Genomic DNA, 15089 nt, shown 5'->3' with positions numbered 1-15089 from the left:
CCCGCAACCGTTCCCGGACCTGATGAGAAGGAGCACTTCGAGATGACACTGGACCTCCGTGGCCTCAACCCCGCGCCGGTCACCCCGTTCACGCCGGACGGCGAGGTCGACCACGCCGCGATGGCGAAGCTGGGCACCTGGCTGGCCGGGCACGACGGCGTGAAGAGCCTGGTGATCCTCGGCCACGCGGGCGAGGGCACCTTCCTCACCCAGGAGGAGCAGGTCGCGACCATCGCCAACCTGGCCGAAGCCGTGGACATCCCGGTGATCGCCGGGATCACCGGCGAGGGCACCGCGGTCGCGGTCGCCGAGGCCAAACGCGCCGTCGCGGCAGGCGCCAAGGCCGGGCTGATCTACCCCTCACACGGCTGGCTGCGCTTCGGCTACCAGGCGGGCGCGCCGCAGGACCGCTACCGGGCGATCTACGAGGAGTCCGGCCTGCCCTGCATCCTGTTCCAGTACCCGGACAACACCAAGGCCACCTACGACTTGGACACCCAGCTCGAGATCGCCGCGCAGGACGGCGTGTTCGCCACCAAGAACGGCGTGCGCAACATGCGCCGCTGGGACACCGAGATCCCGGTGCTCCGCCGCGAGCACCCGGACCTGCAGATCCTGTCCTGCCACGACGAGTACCTGCTGCACACCATGTTCGACGTCGACGGCCTGCTCGTCGGCTACGGCGGCCTCGCCCCCGAGCCCCTGCTGGAGCTCATCGCCGCGGGCAAGGCCCGCGACTACCCCGCCGCCCGTGCCGTGCACGACCGCCTGCTGCCGGTCACCAAGGCCGTCTACCACCGCGGCTCGCACATGGAGGGCACCGTCGCCCTCAAGCTCGGCCTCAAGGCGCGCGGCATCCTCGAGCACGCCGGCGTCCGCTCCCCGCTGATCGACCTCTCCCCCGAGGCCGAAGAGGAGATCGTGCAGGCGCTCAAGAGCGCCGAACTCGTCTGAGCCCCACTCGCGTCCCGGCGGCGGCCCCGCCGCCGGGACCGGCGACAATGTTGTCCCCACGACTCCGCACCGCGGCGGAGGGCGAGGAAACGAAACCCATGACGACTTTCGCTGCCGGCAGCCCCGAGGCGGCCGCCAAGGCCAACGCCGCGCTGGTGGCGCGGCTCGAGCGGCTACCGGTCACCCGCCGGCTCCTGATGATCCGCGTCATCATCGGCACCGCCACCTTCTTCGACGCCTACACCGTGCTGGTCATCGCCTTCGCGATGCCCAAGCTGGTCACCGAATGGCACCTCACCCCCGCGTGGGTGGGCATGATCCTCTCCGCGGGTTACGTCGGCCAGTTCGCCGGCGCGATCCTGTTCGGCTGGCTCGCCGAACGCATCGGCCGCCTGCGCACCCTGCTCATCACCATTGTGCTGTTCGTGTCGATGGACATCGCGTGCCTGTTCGCCTGGAGCGGCGCCTCGATGCTGGTGTTCCGCTTCCTGCAGGGCATCGGCACCGGTGGCGAGGTGCCGGTGGCCAGCGCCTACATCAACGAGTTCGTCGGCGCCCGCAAACGCGGCCGGTTCTTCCTGCTCTACGAGGTCATCTTCCCGGTCGGCCTGCTCTTCGCCGGGCTCGCCGGCTACTTCCTGGTGCCGGAGTTCGGCTGGCGCGCCCTGTTCGTCGTCGGGCTCGTCCCGGCCGTGCTGATGATCCCGCTGCGGGTGTTCATGCCCGAATCCCCGCGCTGGCTCGCCGCCAAGGGCAAGTTCGACCGTGCCGACAAGGTCGTCACCATGCTCGAACGGGAGGCCGTCAAGGAAGGCAAACCGCTGCCCGAGCCGGTTCCCCGCCCGGTCACCGCACCCGCCACCGGCTCGGGCTGGCGCGACCTGTTCCGCGGCATCTACCTCAAGCGCACGCTGATGCTGTGGGCGCTGTGGATCACCGTCTACGTCATCAACAACGGACTGGTGACCTGGCTGCCCACGCTCTACCGGCAGGTGTTCGACCTGCCCCTGCAGACCAGCCTGCTCTACGGCTGGATCACCTCCGCCGTCGGTGTCGTCGCCTCCGTCCTGTGCGCGCTCTACATCGACAAGGTCGGCCGCAAACGCTGGTACGCCATCGCGTTCCTGGCCGCCACCGTGCCACTCGTGGTGCTCACCGCCCTCGGCGCCACGACCGCGACCCAGGTGGTGATCCTCGCCCCGATCGCGTACGCCATCCTGCAGACGATCGCGTTCTCCCTCTACCTCTACTCCGCCGAGCTCTACCCCACCCGCCTGCGCGCCGTGGGCACCGGCTTCGGCAGCGCGTGGCTGCGCGCCGCCTCCTCCGCCGGCCCGCTGCTCGTCGGCTTCGTCGTCGCCGGACTGGGCATCCGCTACGTCTTCGCCGCCTTCGCCGTGGTCGCACTGATCGGCGGCGTGATCACCATCCGGCACGCCGTCGAAACCAAGGGCCAGGTGCTCGAGGAACTGTCCCCTTGAGACGGTCGCCGGCGGAGAGTGCCCCGGAACGGGTTCCGGGGCACTCGTCTCACTGGTCGATCGTCAGCATGCCCTCGGGGACGCCGGCGATCTCGGTCCGGCGCCAGATCGAGTGCCGGCCCGGGAGTTCGTGGTAGCGCCGGAGCCCGGCGATGCCGCCGAGCCAGCCGCCCCAGGCGGCGTAGGGCGGGTTGTCCGGGTCGAAGCCGCTGTGCCACATGGTGAGCCGGGTCTTGCCGCCGGAGCCTTCCAGCTCCCAGCTGGTGGTCTCGCCGTCGGCGAACAGCAGGGCGGCCTTGCGGCCCGGTTCGAACTCCACGAACTTGGCCCCGCCGGGGTCCAGTTCGAACCCGCCCATCGCGAAGCGGCCACCCAGCCGGGGCTCGATGTCCACCTTGGCGCCGAACCACTTGCGGAACACCTCCGGCTGGATCATCGAGTCGAACACCTCCTCCGGGGCCGCGTCGATGACGACCGACGCGCGCAGTTCGCCGGAGGTGAAGTCGACCATCGGGGTCAGCTCACGGCCGGCCAGGTAGTCGGCCAGGTTGGCGATCGCCAGCGACCAGAACGTCTGCAGCGCGCCACGGGCGCCGGCCTGGTCCGCGATCACCTCCTCGAAGCTGGGCAGGTCGCTGTGGGTGAGCGTGACCAGGGTGCCGTCCTCGTCGTCGGCCAGCTCGAACTGGACGGTGGCCTCCACCCCGTCCACGGTCCAGGCGAACCGGATGGTGCGCTCGTCCACGTGCAGCACGCGCTGGTGCGGCTCGGCCCCGTCCGGCGTGTAGCGGCCCCAGAACTCGTATCTGCCGGGCAATTCGACCTCGGCGTGCTCGGCGAGCCAGACGCGCAGCGCGGCCGGATCGGTCAGCGCCTGGTAGGTCTCCTTCAGCGGGGTCGGCACGATCGCGGTCAGGAGCAGGTCAGGTTCGGTCATCGGGTTCTCCTCTCGGGTAGCAGGCGACGGCCAGGCGGAACGCGTCGCCGTCGGCCCCGCCGTAGCGGGTGAACAGGTCCTGCAGTGTCTGCTGCAGCTCGTCGAGGAACGCCTTGCGTTGCTCCGGGCGCACCCGGATGTCGCCGGACACACCGATCGACGGCAGGTCCGGGCGGGTGAGATCAAGCGCGGCGATGTCCGCCTGCACGTCCTCCATCAGGTCGACCAGGTAGCCCAGGCTGAGCCGGTCGCGGGTCTGCCGCAGCCCGATGCGGCCCACCAGAGCCGGGGACAGCCAGTAGGACCGGCCCGCCGCCTGGTAGATCCCCTCGTGGATCCCGCGGACCCGGCGCTGGGCCACCTGACGCGCGAGGCCGGCGTCCAGCAGGCGCTTGACGTGGTAGTAGACCCGCTGCGGGGTCTGGTCGAGCTCGAGGGCGACCTCGGTGCACGACCGGGGCTCGGCGAGTCGCCGCAGCACTTCGATGCGCTGCGGCTTGAGCAGGGCCTCGGCCTGCTCGATCTGATCGAGGTAGACGACATCTCTCATGGCAAAAATGAGTCTTTATGTAAAAGAAGTTTTTGTCAATAGTGCCGGTGCACCTCCCGGGGGCGCCGGTAGGGTCCACCCGTGTCACGCAGGCCGGCTCCGCTTCCGCAGCGCCACGGGCTCGACCCGGCGCGGCTGAAGCTGCCCGCCGAGGGGCCGTGGACCACGATTCGCGACCACCTCGCCGAGCGCCTCAGCCGCCTGCCCGCGGGACGGCTCGACGAGATGCTCACCGAGGGGCGGATCGCCGGCGAGGACGGCCCGGTCACCGCCGACACTCCGTTCCAGCCCGGTGGGTTCGTGTGGTTCCACCGCGACCTGCCCGACGAGGTGCCGGTGCCGTTCCCGATCGGCGTCGTGCACCGCGACGAGCACCTCGTCGTGGCCGACAAGCCGCACTTCCTGGCCACGATTCCGCGGGGACAGCACGTGCTGGAGACCGCACTCGTCCGGCTGCGGCGCGACCTCGGGCTACCGGAGCTGAGCCCGGCGCACCGGCTGGACCGCGCCACGGCCGGGCTGCTCCTGTTCGTCACGCGGCGCGAGTACCGCGGCCGGTACCAGACCCTGTTCCGGGACCGTCGCGTCAGCAAGGAGTACGAGGCGGTCGCGCGCCACGACCCTCACCTGGACCTCCCCGTCACGGTGCGGAGCCGGATCGTCAAGGACCGCGGGAGCCTCACCGCGCGCGAAGCCGACGGGCCGGTCAACGCCGAGACCCGCGTCGAACTGCTCGAGCACGCGGACGGCCGCGGCCGCTACCGGCTGGTGCCCGCGACCGGGCGCACGCACCAGCTCCGGGTGCACATGAACCACCTCGGGATCCCGATCCTGGGCGACCGCTTCTACCCCACCGTCGTCGACGCCCCACTCGACGACTTCCGCCGCCCTCTGCAACTGCTGGCCAAGACACTCGAGTTCACCGACCCCATCACGGGCGAGCGGCGCCACTTCGAAAGCAAGCTGACGCTGGGCGCGTGGGAGTCCTATGCGGACTGGAGCGGCGACGGCGAGACGGGCAGCGCGGCGCGTCCGGGGTGATGCGGTTCTATCAGCCCAGCAAACGGAGCCGGCGCTCAACGCGCTACGGGCGGGCGAGGCGTATCTGGCGATCACCTACCACTACTCGTTCCGCAGCCAGACCCTGCCCGACGGTCTGGAGTCGGAGTTCCTGGCGGCCGATCCGCTGGTCCTGCTGGCGCCACCGCCCGCGCACGCCGGGGTCGAGCGGGACGGCCTGCGCGCGCTGGCCGACGCCGACTGGATAGCGGCCGCGGAGGGCGCCCCGTCGATCGACTCGCTGCTGCACAACTGCCGGGCCGCCGGCTTCGCACCCCAGATCGCCCACCGGATCGACAACTTCGGTGACATGGCGCGCCTGGTCGAGGCCGGCGCGGGGGTCACCATCGTGCCGCGGCTGGCCGTGCCGCGCGAACTGTCCCACCTGGTCGCCGGTTCGGTGGCCCACGGAACGCGGCAGATCTCGGTCAGCCGCCGCCGCGGCACGGCCGGCCACCCCGCCGTGGCCACCGTCGTGCACGCGTTGAAAGCCGTGATCCGCGACCGAGCGGCCGCTCCCCTGCCTTGAAGGCATGTGCGCGGCGACCCAAAAGGCTGGCGAGCCGGAGGCGTGCTGCCGGCTCAGGAGACGCGGCGCGAGATCGCGAGCGCCGCGCGCTGGAGTTCCACACCGAGCTCGGGGACACGGTCTTCGGGGATGTCGGCGAAGGTTCCGGTCACCTGGACCGCGGCGGTGGCGCCCGCCGGGTCGGGTACGGCGGCGGCGACCGACGCCATCCCGGGTTCGCGCTCACCGCGAGCCTGGGAGTATCCGCGGTCCCGGATGGTCTTCATCTCGGCCAGGAAGTCGTCGCGGTCGAGGGGGCCGCGGCCCGGGTCCCCGAGCTGCTCGAGGAACTCGGTCAGCTCGGTGTCGTCCAACTGCGCGGTGAGGGCCTTCCCCGCGCCGAGGTGCAGGGGCAGCCGTTCCCCGATGGGCAGTTCGTAGCGCAGCGGGCTGGCGCCGTCGACGCGGGCGAGCACCACGCGGGACCAGCCGATCCGCTTGAACAGGGACGCCGTCAGGCCGGTCGCGGCGGCGAGGTCGTGCAGGATCGGGCGGGCGGCGGTCAGCAGCGGACTCGTCGTGAGGTAGGCGTGAGCTCCGAAGATCAGGGCGACCCCGGGCCGGTAACCGTTCGCATCCCGTTCGACGCGGCCGCGCGCCTCGAGCACCCCGAGAATGCGCTGGGTGGTGGCGACCGGCAGCCCGGCCCGCCGGGCGATCTCGGTCAGCCGCAGGGCGTGCTGGCTGGAGTCGATGACCTCGAGGATGTCGATGGCCCGCTCGAGCGAGCGCATGCTCGTCGCGGGCTTGTCCGGCTCGGCCATGAGCCACATCTTCCCACACAGTGAGCACAGTCACCGGAGTGCGGTGGCGTTGGGTGGCGAGCCGACCCCTCCGACGAGGTGCAGGGGCTTGACGGTGACGAGCGCGTCCCACCTCCCGTGGACCCGGCTGTCGGCCACCAGGTCGGTGAGGTTCCACAGCTCCCCGAGGGGCACGCCGAGCTTGGCGATGAGCTCCTGGTGCATCATGCCCGCGTCCTCGGGCGCGCCGGCCAGGTAGGTGTCGGCGGCGACCGGCAGGACTTCGACGGCGAAGGTGTCGGTGGCGAACAACGCGACCTGGTGGTCCCACAGCCACTCCGGCAGGTCGTGGGTCTGCCGGAAGCCGGTGGCGCGGCGGGCCTCGCGGACTTCGGCACGCAGGGCGGGCCCGGCGTCGAGGAACCACCGCGCCCACCCGGTGTGGACCAGCACGAGGTCCCCCGGACGCACGCGTTCGCCCTGGGCCCGCAGCGCGCGGTCGAGGACGTCCACGTCCAGCGCGGGACCACGCCGGTGGTCCAGCGGCGCACCCTCCGCGGCGAGAAGCCCGGCGACGTCGATGAGCAGGCCACGTCCGACGATCGGCTTCTCGGCCCAGCGCTGAACACCGAGCGCCGGCCGCCCCGCCCGGATTTCGTCATCGGGCACCCCGTTGTAGAAGCCGTACCCGGACGCGCGCCGGTGCCGCAGGCCGTCGACCTGCGATGTGGCCTGCAAGTAGAACTCGCGCAGCACGTCATCGCGAGCCTCGGCGTGCGCGGACAGCAGCTCGTGGCGCGGCGCTTTCCGCGCACGCGCCATCGGCGGGTCGAACGCGTCGAGGGCGTGGTCGAGGCTGAAGGCCGCACCGCGGCTGACGCAGGCGAGCGCGTCGAGCACCTGCGCGGGACCGGCGAAGTTGGCCATCCCGCGTTCGGGATCGTGCTCGAAGACGCCCCAGCTGGAGCCGGGCGGGACGTGCCCACGCAGCTGCGCGTACGTGGGCACGTCGATGCGGTTGTCAGTCACGGTCGGGGTCCTGCTTGCGGTAGGAGAGGGCGAAGGACAGCAACCCGGCGACGGAGGCGCCCCCGAACGCGTAGGGAGCGACGGCCGCGGCCCAGTGGCGGGCGGCGGTGGCTTCGCCTGCGGCGAGGGTGGCGATCTGCCCGACGACGATCGCCAGTCCGGCGAGGAGGAAGAACACGACGGTGAGGGCGAAGAGGAAGGTGGCGATCCGGACTGTCCGGTTCGGACGGGAGGTGATCTGGTTCATCGTTGAACTCATGGGTCTGTTCCTTCGGTTTCGGCGTCAGACGGGGAGCACACCGACGGCGATGCCGACGCCGAGGGCGAGGATGGGCAGGCAGTAGTACTTGAGCAGGGGCAGGAAGGTCTTGACCGGGTCGACCCTGGCGATGCCGGCCGCGACGTAGATCGGCGCGCCGGAGGGCGGAGAGGCTCCCTCGGTCGAGGCGAAGATCAGGACCGCGGCGGCGGCGATCGGCGCGGGAACGCCGGCGCCGACCAGAGCGGCCACCGCGACGGGCCCCACCGCGGCCATGGTCGCGCTCGCGGTGAGCGGGATCGCGATGGCCACGATGATCACGCCGATCGCGATCGCCATGATCCACGCGGGCGCGTCGAGCCCGGCCAGCACGGTCTCCAGCTGTCCGGCGAGGCCGAGGTCGGCCAGGACGTTGGACGCGGAGAACGCGGCGACGATGGTGATGCCGATGACGCCGAACGACGGCGCCGCCTTGCCGATGACCGACCACCACCCGGAGGCGGTGCGGGGCAGGTGCTTGCGGCCGAGGAACAGCACCAGCGCGATCATCAGCACCGGGATCCAGGTGATCAGGCTGATCACGTCCGGCATCGAGTAGGGCTGCGCGGGCAGTTTGGTGCCGTCGGCGAGCGCGACGGGCTTCTTCAGGGCCTCGCCGACGCCGGAGTACGTGCCCAGCGCTTCGGCGACCGGGCCGCGGGTGAGCAACAGCGGGACGAGGATCGGCAGGAACAGCAGCAACGAGGTCCAGCCGGAACGCAGGCTGCGGCCGAACGGGATCCGGTCGCTCTCGGCGATCGGTTCGATGCCGTTGCGCCGGATCAGGAACCACGACAGCACGATCCGGTAGCCCAGGCACCACAGCCCGGCGATGGCGAGGGGTTTGACGATCTCGTCGGCCTGCATGATCCCCTGCGCGGCGAGCCCGCCGACGAGGATGAACATGGTGGCCGAGAACGGGAACGTCACGCCCATCCCGGCGCCACCGGCGACCACGGTGGCGGCCAGTTCGGGCTTGACGCCGGACCGTTTCATCCACGGCACGGTGACCGAGCCGACCGCCGCCGTGACCGCGGCGCCGACGTGGGCGATCGCGCCGAAGATGCCGCCGGCGACGGTGGCCGTGTAGACCGGGCCGCCACGCAGCCGGCCCAGGACGGAGTTGAGCAGGTCGATCAGCTTGTCCAGCACCGGGGTCTTGGCGAGCAGGTAGGACATGAACACGAAGGCCAGCCCGGCGAAGGTGACCTCCTCCTGCATCGAGTCGACCACGGCGTGCTGGATGGCCGACCACGCGGATCCGCCGTCCTCGGTGCCGCCGAACACCGCGAAGCCGCACACGGCCACGAACCCGAGGATCATCGCCTCACCGATGTTGCGCTTGAACACCGCGTTCCACACGATGATGACCGCGACGAACGCGAGCAGAGCCCACACCCCGGTCATCACGCCGTCCCGGCGAGGATCGCGGCGCGGCGCTGCGCCTCGTCGGCTTCCACGGCGCGGCCCCCGAGCAGGCTGGCCGCGGCCTCGGCCGCCGGGATCACGATGACACCGTCGTCGTCGCCGACGACCACGTCGCCGGGCCGCACGACCACCCCGCCGACCGCGACCGGCACGTCCACCTGGCCAGGGCCGTTCTTGTACGGCCCGGCCGGGCAGGCACCGCGGGCCCACGCCGGGAAGCCGATCTTCTCCAGTTCGCTCACGTCGCGCAGCACCCCGTCGGCCACGATGCCCCGGACCCCGCGGCGCTTGGCGCGCTCGGCCATCAGCTCGCCCAGCAGCGCCCGGCTGGTGTCGCCGCCACCGTTGACGACCAGCACGTCACCCGGCCGTGAACAGGCGATCGCCCGGTGCAGGGCCAAGTTGTCGCCGTGGGGCACCCACACCGTGCGGGCGCGGCCGACTACGCGGGCGCCCTTCCACAGCGCGTGTATTCCGCCGTCGAGCATGCCCATACGATCGCGCGCGTCGCCGATGTTGGCGACGGCGAGTCCCTCGAACTCCGGCCACAGGTCCTCGGCGGGCGCGAGCGCGGCGTCCGCGCGGCCACGGTGCACCTCCGCGGTGGCCCGGGTCATCACCGGCAGCACCCCGAGTGAATCGAGCAGTGCCGCGGCAGCGTCGGCTTCACCAGCGCGCCGGGCGGCGTGTTTGAGCGTGCCGTCGTGCAGCCGGTTCACCGCCGCGTCTCCGCCGGACAGTTCGCGGGCCATCTGCTCACGCACCCAGTCCTCCGCGCCCGCCGCGCGACCCGCCAGGACCGACTCCACGATCAGCGCGCCCAGGCCCTTCATGAAGGTGCTGCGCAGCAACTTCCGGCCGGACGCCGCGCCGGGTGCTCCCCCGATGTCGTCCACGCGCGCACCCAGCTGCTCGAAGGTCGTGGCGGCCCGGGCGGAGGCGTGACCGCTGATGATCACCGGGGTGGCGGCGCCGTGGGCGGGCACCGACCCGATCACCGCCACGTCGGCGAACCGGCTCTCGCCCACCGTATTCGCGATCGTGCGCTTGACCTCGGGCGCGGCCGCGTTCATGTCCACGTACACGGCCGCGGGCGGCAGGAACCGCGCGACCGACTCCGCGGCTTCGACCGCGGCGCGCCCGCCGACCAGGCTCAGCACCACGTCCGCGTCACGGACCGCCGCCTCCGGAGTGTCCGCGCGTTGCACGCCCGCCGGCGTCGCGTTGTCGGCGGGGTCGTACCCCACCACGTTCCAGCCGCGCGCGACAAGGCCGGCCGCGTAGAGCGTCCCGGCCTCGCCGAGCCCCAGCACCGACATCCGCATTCTGCCTCCTTGCAGATTTCCACACAGTGGTAAGTCCTACCGTTATGCGGATAGTATTGCCACAAGATGAGAGGAGAGTCAACGGTGAGCTGCGCCGGTCCGCCACGCCGATCACACGGGCGCACAGCGGCGCGCCGCACGGTGGTGCCGTCGGCGGCGTGCTCGAGTGCCCCGGACCTTGCCCATAGCCGGCACGTCACATCGGGGCTCGGCGCGCACGACCACTGTCCGATGTGGACCCGCGCCGTCCACTTGGCCGGGATGCTGCTGGTCGTCTTGCGGTGTCAGGACCAGCCGATCCGGACAGTTCCCCGGCGTCGCGTAGAAGCCGGCCGGGTCCGCCACCGCACCGCCATGCAGCGCCCGTCCGGAGCGGGTCACAATGGAGCACATGAAGAGGGGGCTTCGCCGCTGCATGCTGGCCTTGCTGGGCGTCTTGACGCTGGCAATCCCGTCGGCCGCGGAGATGACGAGGCCTGCGGCGCCACAGGTTGCCGGGCCGCCGCCGGTGGTGCCGGGCTGCGAACAGGGTTGCGAGACGATGTTCTCCGCCGCGCTGCCCGACGGGCACCGGCTCGACGGGCTGCACGGAGTCGGCGGCAACGTGCTGGCGTACTGGGACGGCGCGAGCCTGGTCGACACGACACAGGTCCGTGGCAGCGACGGGCAACCCTACGAGCGGGTGACGGCCGGGCTCTGCGGCGCGGGGCGGTGTGCCGTCGCGTTCGAGTTCGGCGCGCACTCCGCGGCCGTCGCGGCGCTGCGGCTCGACACGAAGATCACGGTGGACACCGCGGTGGAAGGCGTGGCGGCCGACGTGCGGGACCTCAACGCCGACGGTGTGCCGGACGCCGCGGTGCGGCAGAGCACGTACGAGCCCAGCTTCGCGCTCGCCCCGCTGTACTGGATGACGTATGTGCAGCAGGACGACCACCTGGTGCCCACCGGCTGCACGACGCCGGTGCAGGCCTACGAGGAGGCCCCGATCACCGTGGCGACCGGGGCTTGCCCGACGAACGTCTAGAACGCCAGGACGCTTTGTCGGCGCGTAGCCGTCGAGGACGGTTGGCGGGGGTCGAGCCGGCTCAGCCCCTTGACGCGTCGACTACCGGCTGATCCCTTCGGCCAGGGAGGTCGCCCGGGCGAGACGGTGATCGGTGGTGAGAACCCGCGCGTGCAGGCGCGCGGCGAGCTCGACGTAGAGCGCATCAGCGAGACGGAGATCCGCCCGGCGCGCCCAGGCGCCGGCGGCGAGTTCGACGACCGGATGCCGCGTGACGGGGATCGTGGCCAACGCGTTCAGCGCCACGTCGACCTCGGAAGCAGGCAGCTCGCCGGCACGCTCCAGCCGCCCTAACGCGGAGAGGACCTCAACGTCCAGATGCGCCGGCGCGTGCAGGACGGTACCGGCGAGCCGGTTCTTCGCGGCGGCCGCGTAGTCGGTGCCTGCCAGCAAGTCCACGAGCACCGACGCGTCCAGGACCGCGATCTCCGCCGGCGCGTCACTCATCCTCGGCACCGGCCAGCTCCGCGCGAGCGCCATCCAAAGCCTCGACAGCAGCCTCGTGCGAGACTGTCCGCCGCGGCGATGGGAGGGCGTCCAGCCAGGCGTCCATGGCGCGGCGTTGCAGCTCGTCCGCGATCGCCGCCTGCACCAGCGCGGATACGTTCAGGTCCGCAGCCTTGGCGCGTGCGGCCAGCTCATCGGGCACGTAGACGTTCAACCTCGCCATACACACACTATACACACACGCCAGGGGTCGCTCATGATCATCGGCGATTTCGCAACCGGGGCGCGGGATCAGGGACACGCCTGCTGGGCGGCCAGAACGCCGCGACGCGGGAAGCGGGGCAAGTTCGATCAGGACGAGACGGTGTGCGTCGACGAGGGGTACACCCTCACCGGGGGCGGCTGGGAATGCGCCGAAAACGCCCCGAACAGCAGCAGGTACGTGCCGATCTATTCGCGCGGCGTCTGCAAGAACAAACCGACCGAGGACTGGGGCGGCTGGGTGGTCCGGGTCCTGCCGCCGCGTGGCGAGAAGGGAGAGGAGGACGAGCACATGTGGGTGTACGCCTGCGGAATCCGCATCAAGCCGGACTGATCATCCAGGCCTGTGCGCCGCACCGAGGCGGGTGCGCGGCGCACGGGGCGGTCGACCAGGTTCCGCGAACCGCAGTCAGGTTTCGAAGCGGAAGTCGGCGGGACCACGCGGCGGAGCGAGGTCAGGCCGGGTCCATCGGGCCAACCGCTCCGCGGCCTCCGCATACTGGACCGCACCCGTGGAAACCCCGATGACGAGGTCGTACGCCTCGTCCTCGGGCGCATCGAGATCGAGACCGTTCAGACCGTAGAACACGAAGACGGCCATCCAGCCAAGCCGCTTGTTGCCATCGATCAGCGGATGGTGGCGCACGATCGACTCGAGCAGGACCGCAGCCTTCTCATGGAGGCCGGGGTAGGCGTCCTGCCCCATCACCGACACCTTCGGGCGGTGCGCCGCGGAGTCCAGCAGGCCCGCATCCCGCACCTTCGGCACTCCCAGATCCGATGCGAGAGCGAGCAGGTCCTCCAGATCGAGGTAGTCGATCCTCACTGGGCCAGCCGGTCGAGCAGCGAGGCGTACCGGCTTCGTCCCTCCTCGGACAGGGCGCGCACGCGATCATCCCGAACGCGGCGCGCCGCGGCTTCACCAATAGCACGCACCACTGCCTCGTGCTTGCTCACGCCTTGAGCCTCCGCGAGCATCGCGAGCGCGCGCTCCTGCTCCTCCGTCAAGCGCAGTGTCATCGCCATGCTGTCCATGATACCAGTCTGGTATCAAGATCGTTTGCTGTCAGGCGCCGAAGTGGACGTGGGCTGCCCAGAGGGATGGGAGGTTCGGGTAGCGGTCCCGCAGGGCGCGGATCGTCCGGTGCACCGCCGCGGCTGCGGTATCGGCTCCGGACGACAACAAATCCGTGTAGATCTGCTGCGTCAGCGACGGCGCGACGGCGTCGTCGACCCGCCACAGTGTGCCCACCACCTGCGCGAACCCGGCGATCTGGAACGCCGCCGCCGGGTGGATCGCCTCGTCGGACAGGGTTTCCGTCGTGCGGGCCGTGTCACAGGCCGACAGGTAGGCGAACCGGGCGCCGGGCAGGCGCAGGCGGGACACGTCGACCACCCGCAACGCCTGATCGTGCAGCACCAGGTGGCTGTCCGACGGGTTGGCCGGGTCGCTGTGGCCGTGGCAGGCGAAGTGCACCCAGCCGGCGCTCGGCAGCGCGTCCAGCACAGCTTCCCGGGTGGCGCCGGGGCCGGTCAGCACCGTGGCGCCGGCCATGCGGGCGAGGAAATCCGCTTCGGCCTGGGCGCCGGGCAGGTCGGGACCGTCCGGTGTGGACGGCATCGCCACCACCAGCAGCCGGTCGCCGCTCCCCTGCCGCTGCGTCCGCGCGTGGGCCAGCGCCCGGACCGTCGGCGTCACCGACGAGATCACCCGGTCCACCACCGTGGGGCCGCCGTCGCGGTGATGACCGGCGGCGTGCAGCGGCAGCAGGCTGAGCACCCCGACCGGCGCCCACCAGATCCGCGACGCCGCCCCGAGCGAGTCCAGCACGGGGCCCGCCACGGTGTCCCACAACCATTCCAGCGTCTCGTGGATCGTGCGTTCGGCGGACAGCCGCTGGTCCGGCTCCGCGGCGAGCGCGGCACGGAACTCCCGCACCCGTTGCCCCAGCGCCTCTGAGCTCAAGTCGGGCAGCGGCCGGACCTGCACGCCGTCCGGGGTGAGGATCACCGCGTCGCACCGGTAGCCGCTCACGTTGACGTAGACGACCGGGCCCTCGTGCGCCTGCGCCGTCAGGTCGGCGAGCGACGGCGGCCGGAGGAACCGGTCCAGCCCGGGCAGTTCCCGGATCCGCGCGGCCAGCTCCTCCAGTTCCCCGGCGAGCGCGAGGCGATCCCGGCTGGTGTCGGTTTCGAACTCCGCGCCGAGCGCCTCGAACTCCGCCGCCAGCTCGGGCGCCCGCTCGCGCAGCTCGGTCAGGTCGCCGCGGCTGTCGAGCGCTTGGGCCGCCAGCACACAGCGGCCGGATTCCAGCATGATCACCGCGCCCTCCGGATCGCCCGCGTCGAGCGCGCAGGCGGCCGCGTCCGCGGCGAGCCCGGCGAAACGGCCCAGCCAGTACTGCGCGTCGCCCCGGTCCAGGCGGCGGCCGGCGAGCTGGGGCAGCAGCCCGACCGCGACGGCGTAGCCCTCGGCCGCGGAGGCGGGCAGCCCGCCCTCGGCGGCCAGCTCGCCCCACCGGTCGGCGGCCCCCACCCGTCCGACCGTCGGCGATCCGGCGGACAGCGCGGCCTCCCGGTACACGTCGAGCGCCTCGGCGAGCGCGTCGCGGTCGCCGAACCGGCGGAACCGCAGCCGCAGCGCGTCCGCGAGCGTGGTCAACGTGGTCGCCCGCGAGAACGACCCGCTCCCCCGCGCCCGTACGGCTTCGCGGGCGAGCGCGACGGCCTCGTCGAGGATCGCCGGGTCCTCCTCGCCCGCGCCGGGGCGGGCGAACCAGTCGTGCAGGGCAGCGGCGAGGCCGGACACGTAACCGGCGCGCTCCGGGCTGCCGTCGGCGGCCGCGGCCACCGACGCACGACCGGGGGGCATCTCGGAGCGCAAGGGGGTCTGGTAAGATAGGAATAGAGTCGGGTATGGAAAGAGTGTTAAAGGTTGTTTGGATA

General features: G+C 71.6%; 18 protein-coding genes. 6 read left to right on the top strand and 12 right to left on the bottom strand.

Translation table 11 applies throughout. The features are described 5' to 3' along the window. Window positions 1–42 precede the first annotated feature (42 nt). Entirely contained in the window at window positions 43–954 is a 912-nt protein-coding gene (locus ABZ193_RS32220; RefSeq protein WP_354712554.1) for a dihydrodipicolinate synthase family protein, read from the top strand. Window positions 955–1052: 98 nt separating this feature from the next. Beyond that, a complete protein-coding gene (locus ABZ193_RS32215) occupies window positions 1053–2435 on the top strand; it encodes an MFS transporter (protein ID WP_354712553.1) in 1383 nt (460 codons plus the stop codon). Between the two features lie 49 nt (window positions 2436–2484). Here ABZ193_RS32215 and ABZ193_RS32210 read toward each other — a convergent pair whose 3' ends face one another. Together ABZ193_RS32210 and ABZ193_RS32205 are read right to left on the bottom strand one after the other, a co-directional pair. Continuing rightward, window positions 2485–3372, bottom strand: a complete 888-nt coding sequence (locus tag ABZ193_RS32210; RefSeq protein ID WP_354712552.1) for an SRPBCC family protein — start codon at window positions 3370–3372, stop codon at window positions 2485–2487. Continuing rightward, the gene (locus ABZ193_RS32205) at window positions 3359–3922 is read right to left on the bottom strand and encodes a helix-turn-helix domain-containing protein (protein WP_020415970.1); all 564 of its coding nucleotides are present in this window, start codon (window positions 3920–3922) and stop codon (window positions 3359–3361) included. The genes ABZ193_RS32210 and ABZ193_RS32205 overlap by 14 nt, the downstream gene beginning before the upstream one ends. A gap of 81 nt (window positions 3923–4003) precedes the next feature. Here ABZ193_RS32205 and ABZ193_RS32200 point away from each other — a divergent pair, with 81 nt between their 5' ends. Both ABZ193_RS32200 and ABZ193_RS32195 read left to right on the top strand, forming a co-directional pair. Next, the gene (locus ABZ193_RS32200) at window positions 4004–4963 is read left to right on the top strand and encodes an RluA family pseudouridine synthase (RefSeq protein WP_354712551.1); all 960 of its coding nucleotides are present in this window, start codon (window positions 4004–4006) and stop codon (window positions 4961–4963) included. Continuing rightward, window positions 4911–5510, top strand: coding sequence for a LysR substrate-binding domain-containing protein (locus ABZ193_RS32195; RefSeq protein ID WP_354712550.1), 600 nt, complete (start codon window positions 4911–4913; stop codon window positions 5508–5510). Before ABZ193_RS32200 ends, ABZ193_RS32195 begins: the two co-directional genes overlap by 53 nt. 53 nt (window positions 5511–5563) lie before the next feature. Here the strand turns inward: ABZ193_RS32195 and ABZ193_RS32190 are convergent, their stop codons facing one another. The 5 genes from ABZ193_RS32190 to ABZ193_RS32170 are packed head-to-tail and all read right to left on the bottom strand — an operon-like array spanning window position 5564 to window position 10372. Then, window positions 5564–6313, bottom strand: coding sequence for an IclR family transcriptional regulator (locus ABZ193_RS32190; RefSeq protein ID WP_027935541.1), 750 nt, complete (start codon window positions 6311–6313; stop codon window positions 5564–5566). A 30-nt stretch (window positions 6314–6343) separates the two neighbouring features. Continuing rightward, complete coding sequence (locus tag ABZ193_RS32185) at window positions 6344–7321, bottom strand: cyclase family protein (RefSeq protein ID WP_354712549.1); 978 nt, start codon at window positions 7319–7321, stop codon at window positions 6344–6346. Further along, window positions 7314–7580 carry a hypothetical protein gene (locus ABZ193_RS32180; RefSeq protein WP_148085745.1) on the bottom strand — a complete coding sequence of 89 codons (267 nt, stop codon included), beginning with the start codon at window positions 7578–7580 and terminating at the stop codon, window positions 7314–7316. The genes ABZ193_RS32185 and ABZ193_RS32180 overlap by 8 nt, the downstream gene beginning before the upstream one ends. Window positions 7581–7604: 24 nt before the next feature. After that, window positions 7605–9026, bottom strand: a complete 1422-nt coding sequence (locus ABZ193_RS32175) for a TRAP transporter large permease subunit (protein ID WP_020415976.1) — start codon at window positions 9024–9026, stop codon at window positions 7605–7607. After that, entirely contained in the window at window positions 9026–10372 is a 1347-nt protein-coding gene (locus ABZ193_RS32170; RefSeq protein ID WP_020415977.1) for a DUF1932 domain-containing protein, read from the bottom strand. Before ABZ193_RS32170 ends, ABZ193_RS32175 begins: the two co-directional genes overlap by 1 nt. 391 nt (window positions 10373–10763) lie before the next feature. On the opposite strand from ABZ193_RS32170, the gene ABZ193_RS32165 reads away from it, so the two are divergent. Beyond that, window positions 10764–11396 (top strand): hypothetical protein, encoded by a 633-nt coding sequence (locus ABZ193_RS32165; protein WP_235716030.1) that lies wholly within the window; start codon window positions 10764–10766, stop codon window positions 11394–11396. Window positions 11397–11477: 81 nt separating this feature from the next. On the opposite strand, the gene ABZ193_RS32160 is transcribed toward ABZ193_RS32165, so the two are convergent. Both ABZ193_RS32160 and ABZ193_RS32155 read right to left on the bottom strand, forming a co-directional pair. After that, complete coding sequence (locus ABZ193_RS32160; protein ID WP_354712548.1) at window positions 11478–11882, bottom strand: type II toxin-antitoxin system VapC family toxin; 405 nt, start codon at window positions 11880–11882, stop codon at window positions 11478–11480. Further along, entirely contained in the window at window positions 11875–12105 is a 231-nt protein-coding gene (locus ABZ193_RS32155; RefSeq protein WP_020415980.1) for a type II toxin-antitoxin system CcdA family antitoxin, read from the bottom strand. Before ABZ193_RS32155 ends, ABZ193_RS32160 begins: the two co-directional genes overlap by 8 nt. A gap of 33 nt (window positions 12106–12138) precedes the next feature. On the opposite strand from ABZ193_RS32155, the gene ABZ193_RS32150 reads away from it, so the two are divergent. Beyond that, the gene (locus tag ABZ193_RS32150; RefSeq protein WP_354712547.1) at window positions 12139–12477 is read left to right on the top strand and encodes a hypothetical protein; all 339 of its coding nucleotides are present in this window, start codon (window positions 12139–12141) and stop codon (window positions 12475–12477) included. 75 nt (window positions 12478–12552) lie between these two features. Here ABZ193_RS32150 and ABZ193_RS32145 read toward each other — a convergent pair whose 3' ends face one another. The 3 genes from ABZ193_RS32145 to ABZ193_RS32135 are packed head-to-tail and all read right to left on the bottom strand — an operon-like array spanning window position 12553 to window position 15015. Next, on the bottom strand, window positions 12553–12969 hold the full coding sequence (locus ABZ193_RS32145; protein ID WP_354712546.1) for a type II toxin-antitoxin system death-on-curing family toxin: 417 nt from the start codon (window positions 12967–12969) through the stop codon (window positions 12553–12555). Next, the gene (locus ABZ193_RS32140) at window positions 12966–13169 is read right to left on the bottom strand and encodes a CopG family transcriptional regulator (RefSeq protein ID WP_027935544.1); all 204 of its coding nucleotides are present in this window, start codon (window positions 13167–13169) and stop codon (window positions 12966–12968) included. Before ABZ193_RS32140 ends, ABZ193_RS32145 begins: the two co-directional genes overlap by 4 nt. Window positions 13170–13209: 40 nt before the next feature. Continuing rightward, window positions 13210–15015, bottom strand: a complete 1806-nt coding sequence (locus ABZ193_RS32135; RefSeq protein WP_354712545.1) for a CHAT domain-containing protein — start codon at window positions 15013–15015, stop codon at window positions 13210–13212. Window positions 15016–15089 lie beyond the last annotated feature (74 nt).

Source organism: Amycolatopsis sp. NPDC006125 (assembly GCF_040614195.1).
GTDB lineage: Bacteria > Actinomycetota > Actinomycetes > Mycobacteriales > Pseudonocardiaceae > Amycolatopsis_E > Amycolatopsis_E tucumanensis.
This window is presented reverse-complemented; position numbering and strand designations above follow the sequence as displayed.